The 8,865-nt window shown below is 68.0% G+C and carries 10 protein-coding genes and 1 pseudogene; 1 reads left to right on the top strand and 10 read right to left on the bottom strand.

Annotated elements, in window-relative coordinates:
• The 10 genes from ABY44_RS03780 to flgB form a co-directional block, all read right to left on the bottom strand.
• A partial coding sequence (locus tag ABY44_RS03780) for a flagellar brake protein (protein ID WP_431640880.1) occupies positions 1-709 on the bottom strand: 709 nt, incomplete at its 3' end.
• Between the two features lie 217 nt (positions 710-926).
• The gene (flgJ, locus tag ABY44_RS03775; protein ID WP_059700409.1) at positions 927-1,910 is read right to left on the bottom strand and encodes a flagellar assembly peptidoglycan hydrolase FlgJ; all 984 of its coding nucleotides are present in this window, start codon (positions 1,908-1,910) and stop codon (positions 927-929) included.
• On the bottom strand, positions 1,911-3,095 hold the full coding sequence (locus ABY44_RS03770; protein WP_060174261.1) for a flagellar basal body P-ring protein FlgI: 1,185 nt from the start codon (positions 3,093-3,095) through the stop codon (positions 1,911-1,913).
• Positions 3,096-3,100: 5 nt separating this feature from the next.
• On the bottom strand, positions 3,101-3,793 hold the full coding sequence (gene flgH, locus ABY44_RS03765; RefSeq protein WP_021164161.1) for a flagellar basal body L-ring protein FlgH: 693 nt from the start codon (positions 3,791-3,793) through the stop codon (positions 3,101-3,103).
• A gap of 21 nt (positions 3,794-3,814) precedes the next feature.
• Positions 3,815-4,603 (bottom strand): flagellar basal-body rod protein FlgG, encoded by a 789-nt coding sequence (flgG, locus tag ABY44_RS03760; RefSeq protein ID WP_021164160.1) that lies wholly within the window; start codon positions 4,601-4,603, stop codon positions 3,815-3,817.
• 34 nt (positions 4,604-4,637) lie between these two features.
• Positions 4,638-5,396 (bottom strand): flagellar basal-body rod protein FlgF, encoded by a 759-nt coding sequence (flgF, locus tag ABY44_RS03755; protein ID WP_027788921.1) that lies wholly within the window; start codon positions 5,394-5,396, stop codon positions 4,638-4,640.
• Positions 5,397-5,415: 19 nt separating this feature from the next.
• Positions 5,416-6,657, bottom strand: coding sequence for a flagellar hook protein FlgE (gene flgE / locus ABY44_RS03750; RefSeq protein WP_060174233.1), 1,242 nt, complete (start codon positions 6,655-6,657; stop codon positions 5,416-5,418).
• 33 nt (positions 6,658-6,690) lie between these two features.
• Positions 6,691-7,443 carry a flagellar hook assembly protein FlgD gene (locus ABY44_RS03745; RefSeq protein ID WP_027788919.1) on the bottom strand — a complete coding sequence of 251 codons (753 nt, stop codon included), beginning with the start codon at positions 7,441-7,443 and terminating at the stop codon, positions 6,691-6,693.
• 64 nt (positions 7,444-7,507) lie between these two features.
• Positions 7,508-7,933, bottom strand: a complete 426-nt coding sequence (gene flgC, locus ABY44_RS03740; RefSeq protein WP_021164156.1) for a flagellar basal body rod protein FlgC — start codon at positions 7,931-7,933, stop codon at positions 7,508-7,510.
• Positions 7,934-7,973: 40 nt separating this feature from the next.
• Positions 7,974-8,462, bottom strand: a complete 489-nt coding sequence (flgB, locus tag ABY44_RS03735) for a flagellar basal body rod protein FlgB (RefSeq protein WP_021164155.1) — start codon at positions 8,460-8,462, stop codon at positions 7,974-7,976.
• A 204-nt stretch (positions 8,463-8,666) separates the two neighbouring features.
• On the opposite strand from flgB, the pseudogene ABY44_RS03730 reads away from it, so the two are divergent.
• A pseudogene (locus ABY44_RS03730) lies at positions 8,667-8,865 on the top strand (flagellar basal body P-ring formation chaperone FlgA); the annotation flags it as partial.

Here is an 8,865-nt window from a genome sequence, read left to right as displayed (position 1 = left end):
GCCGCTGCAGCGTGTTCTCCGCGCTGCCCGGCAGCGACATGTAGCGGAAGCCGAGCTGGTAGCGCCGCGACCCGTTCGGCATCTGCGTCGAACGCTGCGACACGAGCTGCAGGTCGAGCGACAGCTTGCCGTGGCCGGTCAGCTCGAGCTCGACGTCGGGCAGCAGCGTGCCGACCTCAAGCGCCTCGACGCGTTCGTCCGCCGTGCGCAACCCCACGCCGCCGAGCGACAGGTTGTGCACCTCGAACAGGAAGCTCTCGCCGTCCGGCAGCTTGCCGCGGCACACGTACGGATCGACGACCGGCGCATCGACGCGGAAATACTCGCGGCGCTGGATGCACATCAGGACGTCGGGGAAATCGGCGACGAACGCGGGCAGCCCCTCGTAGCGCGTCTCGCGCGGCGTGCCCGTGGAGAATTCGACGCGCACGCCCTCCGGCGCGGCCGCGAACGTGCAGTGCGACGCGCCCAGGATGCCGGCGTTCTGCTCGGACAGCGCGCCCCAGTCGAACGTGAACGTCCGCGCGCCGACATCCACCTCGAGCAGGCGCGTGACGAGCTGGCCGCCCGGATACTGGACGGTCAGGAAATCGCCGCGATTGACGAGGTTGCGCAGCTGCACGCCGATTTCCAGCGGATTGCGGCGGGCATAGTCGGGCCCGGAGTGGCCTGCATCCAGGCTGGGGTCCGTCGACGTTTCGATATTCATGGCTAGCCGGTCTTTCTTGTCATGGGCGCCCGGGCAACCGGTGCGCGATAAAACCGGGCCAGAACGGGGGCCCGGTCGCAGGTCTCTCACACTTAGCGGCAGTGCTGACCGAAAGTTTAGATCGAAACGGGGATTTTTTTCGCGCAAACGTTGAAACCGCGCGCGGCGGGCTGCCGGGCGCGGTCCGAAAGGGGCAACGGCGCGGGCCGACGGGCCGTCAGCCGATCTGCTGCATGATCGAGATCAGCTTCTTCGCGTAGTTCGGGTCGGTCGCGTAGCCGGCCTTCTGCATCCCGTGCGCGAAGCCTTCGACGCTGCGGCTCGCGCTCAGCACGCCCGAGTAGCGCGGATTGTTCTTCAGCAGGGTCGCGTAATCGGTCATCGCGTGCTCGTACGAGTCGTACGCGCGGAACTTCGCGACCACGCGGCGCGGCGTGCCGTTCACGTATTCCGTCGTCAGCGCCGACACCGTGCGGCCGGTCCAGCCCTTGGTCGCCTTGATGCCGAACACGTTGTAGCTGGTCGAGCCGTCGCTCGCGCGAATCTCGCGCTTGCCCCAGCCCGACTCGAGCGCGGCCTGGCCGACGATGAAGCGCGCCGGGATGCCGGTCGACGCGCTGGCCGCCTGCGCGGGGCCCGCGAGCCGGTCGACGAACGCGTCGGCGTCCTGCACGCCGCTCGCGCCCTTCAGCGGCGGCGTCAGCGCGCTGCCAGCCGAGTAGCCGCGCGTGCCGGCGAGCCCGCCGTTGTTCGCCGCGTTCGCGTAGGCCTTCGCCATCGCGTTCATCGCGGCGAGGCCGCCTTCGTTACCCGACGCGCCGAGGCCGCCCGCGCCCAGGCCGGCCGCGCCGACGTCGGCCGCCGTGTCGCTGCCCGCGCCCTGCCCCGCATTGCGCAGCAGCTGCTTCATCAGCGCGTCGGCGACGCCGATCCCGCGCGTCGACATCTGCTGCGCGAGCTGCTGGTCGAGCATCGACGTGTACAGCTTGGACGTATGCGAATCGAACAGCCCGCCGTCCGGCGACGCGTCGCGCATGCTCTTGAGCATCATCTGCGTGAACATCGCGTCGAACTGGCCGGCGACCGCCTTCGCGCCGGCCTGCGGCGACTGTTTGGCCTGCGCGCGCAGCGCGTCGAAACCCTGCACGTCGAGCGCGAAGCGCTGCGTGAGGTCGTTCGCGTTCGGAAGAGAGGCTGCCATTTAGATGATCTCCAGGTCGGCGCGCAGCGCGCCGGCGGCCTTCATCGCCTGCAGGATCGACATCAGGTCCGCGGGCGTCGCGCCGAGCGTGTTCAGCGCCTTCACGACGTCGGCGAGATTCGCGCCGGCCGTCACCATCTTCAACGCGCCGTTGTCCTGCTTGAGCTGGATCTGCGACTGCTGCGCCACCACCGTCTGCCCGTTCGAGAACGGCCCCGGCTGCGACACCACCGGCTGCGTGTTGACCACGACCGACAGGTTGCCGTGCGCAACCGCGCAGCTCTGCAGCGTGACCATCTGGTTCATCACGATCGAGCCGGTGCGCGCGTTCAGGATCACCTTCGCCGCGGCCTTGTCCGGGCTCACGTCGAGGTTCTGCAGGCGCGCCATGAACGCGACCTGCTGCGCCGAATCGGCCGGGGCGGCGAGCTGGATCGTGCGGCCGTCGAGCGCCGTCGCGGTGCCCGGGCCGAAGCTCGAATTGACCGCGGACACGATCCGCTGCGCGGTGCCGTAGTCCATGTCGTTCAGCTGCAGCTGCAGCACGCCGTTCATCTGCGCGATCGCGTTCGGCACCGCACGCTCGACGATCGCGCCGCCGACGATCCGGCCGGCCGCGAGCTGGTTCACCTGCACGCGGCTGCCGTTCGCGCTCGCGCCCGCGCCGCCGACCGCCATGTTGCCCTGCGCGAGCGCATAGACCTGGCCGTCCGCGCCCTTCAGCGGCGTGAGCAGCAGCGTGCCGCCGCGCAGGCTTTTCGCGTTGCCGAGCGACGACACGGTGACGTCGAGCGCCTCGCCCGGCCGCGCGAACGGCGGCAGCGTGGCGGTCACCATCACGGCCGCGACGTTCTTCAGCTGCATGTTGCTCAGCGACGACGGGCCGCCGTTGGCCGAACCGTTGTTGATCGAGATGCCGAGGTTCGCGAGCATGTTCGCGAGCGTCTGCGTCGTGAACGGCGTCTGCATCGTCTGGTCGCCCGTGCCGTCGAGACCGACGACGAGGCCATAGCCGATCAGCGGGTTGTCGCGCACGCCCTGGATCTGCGCGAGATCCTTCAGGCGTTCCGCGTGCGCGGGCGCCGCGCCGAGCACGCACGCCGCGGCCATCGCCGCGAACACGAGGGCGAGCCGCGCGGCGCCATGCGCGCGGGCCGACAGCCGGTCGAACAGGGTCTTCTGCATCGTCATCACCACGGCGCGATGTTGAGGAAGAAGCGCTGCAGCCAGCCCATCGTCTCGGCTTCGTTGATGTAGCCCTTCGACGAGTATTCGATCTTCGCGTCGGCGACCTGCGTCGAGTAGACCGAGTTCGCGCCCGAGATCGTGTTCGGGTTCACGACGCCCGAGAAGCGCACGAATTCGTTGCCCTGGTTGATCAGCATCTGCTTCTCGCCGCTGACCACCAGGTTGCCGTTCGGCAGCACGTTGGTGACGGTCACCGTGATCGTGCCGTTGAACGTGTTCGCCGCGCTCGCGCCGCCGGTCGCCGCGAACTTGTTGTTGCCGGCGGCCGACAGGTTCGCCTTCGCGAACAGCCCGCCGAGGAAGCCGGCCGTCGGCACGTTGAAGTCGGTGTTGCCCTGCCGGTTCGTGTTCGCGCCCGACGACTTGGTCGCGTTGATGTTCTCCGCGATCATGATCGTCAGGATGTCGCCGACGTTGCGCGGCCGCTGATCCTCGAACAGCGGCCGCCCCGCGTAGCCGGGGTTGTAGATCGAGCCGGGCGCCTGCATCGACATCGGCGCCGGCGGCTGTGCCGTCATCGGCTGCTGGATGATCGGATCGCGCGGAATCTGCGCGCAACCGGCGGCGAGCGCCGCCACCGCGACCGCGCATGCGGCGCGGACGGTGGCTGACGGGAGGAGGCGAACCTGCTTCATGGCGACGACGGGACTTTCCGGTTAGCTCTTCATCTGCGTGACGGTCTGCAGCATCTGGTCGGACGTCGTCACGGCCTTGCTGTTGATCTCGTAGGCACGCTGCGTCTGGATCATGTTGACGAGCTCCTGCACGACGTTCACGTTCGACGCTTCGACGTAGTTCTGGTTGAGCACGCCCGCGCCGTTCAGGCCCGGCTGCGACACGTTCGGCGCGCCCGACGACGTGGTTTCGGAGAACAGGTTCTCGCCGCGCGCCTCGAGGCCGGCCGGGTTGATGAAGGTCGCGATCTGCAGCGAGCCGATCTGCACCGAATTGGTCGAGCCCGCCTGCGTGACCGACACGACGCCGTCCTTGCCGATCGTCAGCGACGTCGCGTTCTGCGGGATCGTGATCGCCGGCAGGATCTGGTAGCCGCTCGACGTGACGAGCTGGCCCTGCGCGTTGGTCTGGAACGAGCCGTCGCGCGTGTACGCGTTCGTGCCGTCCGGCATCAGCACCTGGAAGAAGCCCGCGCCGTTGATCGCGACGTCCTTCGAGTTGCCGGTCTGCGTGAGGCCGCCCTGCGTGTACAGGCGCTCGGTCGCGACCTGCTGCACGCCGGTGCCGAGCTGCAGGCCCGACGGCAGCTCGGTCTGCTGCGTCGAGTTCGCGCCCGGCTGGCGGATGGTCTGGTACAGCAGATCCTCGAACACCGCGCGCGACGCCTTGAAGCCGTTCGTGCTGGTGTTCGCGAGGTTGTTCGAAATCACGTCCATCTGCGCCTGCTGCGCATTCATGCCGGTGGCGGCGATGTAGAGCGAACGGTTCACTTGTCGATTCTCCTGCGTAAGCTGGCGCGGGCGCTCAGCTGAAGTTGAGCAGCTGGTTCGCCGACTGCTCGTTCTGGTCGGCCGTCTGGATCAGCTTCGACTGAAGCTGGAACGCGCGCGCGTTGTCGATCATCGCGACCATCGCGGTCACCGGGTTGACGTTGCTGCCCTCGAGCGAATTCGGCGTGACGACCACGTTCGGGTCGGCGTCGGCCGGATTACCGTCGGCGGTGCGGAACAACCCGTCGTTGCCGCGCGTGAGCGTGGCCGGATCGGGATTGACGAGCTTCATCTGGTCGACGATCGCGACCGCCGTCGGCGGGTCGCCCGGCATCAGCGCGGACACCGTGCCGTCCTTGCCGATCGTCACTTCCGCGTTCGGCGGCACCGAGATCGGGCCGCCGTTGCCGACCACCGGCAGGTTGCTCGCGGTGACGAGCTGGCCGTTCTCGTCGACGTGCAGGTTGCCGGCGCGCGTGTACGCCTCGCTGCCGTCGGCCGCCTGCACCGCCAGCCAGCCGGCGCCCTGCACGGCGACGTCGAGCGGGTTGCCGGTGCGCGTGATCGGACCCGGCGCGTAATCGGCGCCGGGCGTCGACGCGAGCACGTAGGTGCGCGTCGTCGTCGGGTCGATGTTGCTGCCGTCGCCGAAATTCATCGGCACCGCGCGATACGTCGCGAGCTGCGCGCGAAAGCCCGTCGTCGACGCGTTCGCGAGGTTGTTCGCGACGATCGCCTGCTGGTCGAGCGACTGCGACGCGCCCGTCATCGCCGTGTAGATCAGTCGGTCCATGGCTGCCCGTTATCCGCGCTTACAGGTTGATGAGCGTCTGGTCGACGGTCTGCTGCGTCTTGATCGTCTGCGCGTTCGCCTGGTAGTTGCGCTGCGCGGTGATCAGGTTGACGAGCTGCGACGTGAGGTCGACGTTCGAGCTCTCGAGCGCGCTGCCCTGCAGCGTGCCGTGGTTCGTGCTGCCCGGCGCCGAGATCTGCGGCACGCCCGACGCGGAGCTTTCCGCGTACTGGTTGCCGCCGAGGTTCACCAGCCCGTTCGGGTTGTTGAAGTTCGCGAGCGCGATCTGGCCGAGCACGGCGGTCTGGCCGTTCGAGTAGTTGCCGGTCAGCTTGCCGTCGGTGCCGATCGTGTAGGTCGTCAGCGTGCCGCTCGCGAAGCCGTCCTGCGCGAGGTTGTTCACGCCGTCCTTGCCGCCGTACTGCGTCGTGCCGGTCAGGTCGAGCGTGAGGTTCTGCGGCGTCGCCGAGCCGTCGGTGTTCGGCACCGTGAACTGGAACTGGCCGAGCGACGTGGTCGGCGTGGCCGGCGTGCCCGTCGTCGTGCTCTGGATCGCGCCCGACGAGTCGAACGTGACCGTGCCGAGGTCGTTCGTCGCGCCGCCCTGCACGCCCGCGTACGCTTCCCACGTGCCGGCCGCCGACTTCACGAAATACATGTTGACCGCTTGCGAGCCGCCGAGCGAGTCGTAAACCTGGATCGACGTCGAGTAGTTGTACGTCGTGTTGTCGGTCGCGCTGAACGGCTTCTTGGTCGGCACCGTGTCCTGCGAGTTCAGGTTGAACTGCGCGGAGATCTTGGTCGTCGCGGTCGGCGCGAGGTTGGTCGTCGGCGCCTGCAGCGGCACGGTCTGCGCGGTGTTGATCACGCCGCCCGTGTTGGCTGCGTAGCCCATCAGGTTGCGGCCCTGCGAGTCGATGATGAAGCCGTTCTTGTCGCGCTGGAACGTGCCGTCGCGCGAGTACGTCGTCACGCCGTTGTTCGACATCTGGAAGAAGCCGTTGCCGTTGATCGCGACGTTGAGCGACGAGTTCGTCGTGGTGATCCCGCCCTGGCCGAAGTTCTGCTCGACCGAGTTCAGCCGCGTCCCGATGCCGATCTGCGTGTTGGTCGACGTCGCGACCGAGTTCGCGTACATGTCGGCGAACTGCGCGGTGCTCGACTTGAAGCCGACCGTGTTCGCGTTGGCGATGTTGTTGCCGATCACGTCGAGCGCGTTCGATGCACCCGAGAGGCCGCTCAGACCCTGTTGATAACCCATTTCGGTCTCCGTTTCGAGAATGCTCGATCAGTATCAGTTGGAGGTGGTGCCGCCGGACGAGGGCGACGACGATGCCGTATTCGGGAAGATCGACGCGACCTGGGTCAGCCCCACCGTCGTGCCGTTCGACAGCACGAGCCCCGCCGTGCCGTCCGCCTGCTTGATCACGCTCTGCACCGTCGAGGCCGCGAGCGTCGTGGCCGGCTGCGGCGTGCCGTTGCTGTCGGTGTACGACGCGCTGACCGTGTACTTGCCGTCCGGCAGTGCATTGCCCGCCGAGTCGGTCGGCGTCCAGTTGAACGGCACGGTGCCGGCCGACTGCGCGCCCGCCTTGATCGTGTTCACCACGGTGCCCGCCGCGTTCTTCACGGTGATCGTCAGGTTCGACACCGAGCTCGACAGCGACACGCCGAACGGCGACGCCGCGCCGCCCTTCACCGCGACCGCGTTGCCCGGCGCGAGCACGTTCGTGCCGATCAGCAGCGCGGCCTGCGTCTGCTGGCCGGCCGTGAGCTGCGACGACAGCGACGTGAGCGACGTATTCAGCTGCGCGATGCCGCTCACCGTGTTGATCTGCGCGAGCTGCGACGTCATCTGCGAACTGTCGACCGGGCTGGTCGGGTCCTGGTTCTGCAGCTGCGTGACGAGCAGCTTCAGGAACGTCGCCTGCAGGTCGCTCGCCGACGTGCCGTTGGTCGACGACACGTTGTTGGTGTTCATCGTGTCGGTCGGCAGGGTCGACACGTTCGTGCCGTTGCTGCCGATCGTCGTGCTGGAGGAAGTCATCCTGGGTGGCCTTCTGTCTGGACTTTCGGAACTGTCGGGTCTGTAAGGTCGGTCGGCGCGCGGCTTACGAGCCGATCGTCAGCGTCTTGAGCATCAGCGTCTTCGCGGTGTTCAGCGTCTCGACGTTGGCCTGGTACGAGCGCGACGCCGAGATCATGTTCACCATCTCCTGCACCGGGTCGACGTTCGGCATCTGCACGTAGCCATTCGCGTCGGCGGCCGGGTTCGACGGGTCGTAGGTCGACTTCATCGGCGACGGGTCGTCCATCACCTTCGTCACGCGCACGCCGCCCACGCCCTGGCCGGACGCGGTGCGCGCGCCGCCGATCGGGTCGGTCGCGAACACGACCTGCTTGGCCTTGTACGGCTTGCCGTCGGGGCCGGTCGCGCTGTCGGCGTTCGCGAGGTTCGACGCGGTGACGTTCAGGCGCTGCGACTGCGCGGACAGCGCCGAGCCGGCGACGCCGAAGATGTTCATCAACGAAGGCATGGAAGCTCCTTTTGCTCGGATTCGGAGGCGGTGCGCGCCGTCACTGGTTCGTCGTGATCGCGGCGATCATCGCCTTGATCTGCTGGGTCATCACGGTCATCCCGGTCTGGTAGTGCAGCGCGTTGTTCGCGAACTGCACGCGCTCGACGTCGAGATCGACCGTGTTGCCGTCGAGCGACGGCTGCAGCGGCATCCGGTACTGCGCGCGGCCGTAGTCGTCCGCCGGGCCGCCCGTCGGGATCAGCTTCGCGGTGCCGGCCATGTGGCCCGCCGCCGTCGACACCATCGACATGCCGCTCGTCACGCCGGCCGGCTGCGTCATCGGCAGTTGCGCGGCGTTGCTCGGCGCGAGGCCGCCATTGGCCTGCTTCAGCGAGCGCGCGAGCGTCGACGCGAAATCGACGTCGCGGGCCTGGTAGCCGGGCGTGTCGGAGTTCGCGATGTTCGACGACAGCAGTTCCTGCCGGTAGGCGCGCACGTCGAGCGCCTGTCGGCCGAACGCGAATTCCGCATCGAGTTTGTCCAGCATGTGTGCGTCTCTCCGTATGAAGCGCTGCACGCCCCTCGCGCCGGATGGCGACCCGAGAGGCTTTTTTCCATGACAGCGATGGTAGGCGCCGGACGCAACCGGCAATCGGGCGAATAACGCGGCAAAGGCCCCCTCTATTCATCGTTTGCGCGACGGCCCCGCTCCCTAGAATGCGAAGCGGAGCAACGGATCGGGGATCGGGCGATGACTGGCAGCGCACTTCGCGGAAGGAACGGGCGGCTCATGCACGTCCGGCGTGCGTTTGCGCGTGCCTTTGCGCTCGCCGCGGCGCTGTGGATCGCCGCCCCGGCCGCGCACGCGGACGACGGGACGATCGTGATTCCCGGGCGCGGCGAGACGGCCGAAACCGCGCTCGCGCACGCCAATGCGGCAAGCGGCGGGC

Source organism: Burkholderia sp. ZZQ-2 (assembly GCF_050768715.1).
GTDB lineage: Bacteria > Pseudomonadota > Gammaproteobacteria > Burkholderiales > Burkholderiaceae > Burkholderia > Burkholderia cepacia.
The sequence above is the reverse complement of the archived record's forward strand: the minus strand, read 5'-3'. Positions and strand labels throughout refer to the sequence as shown.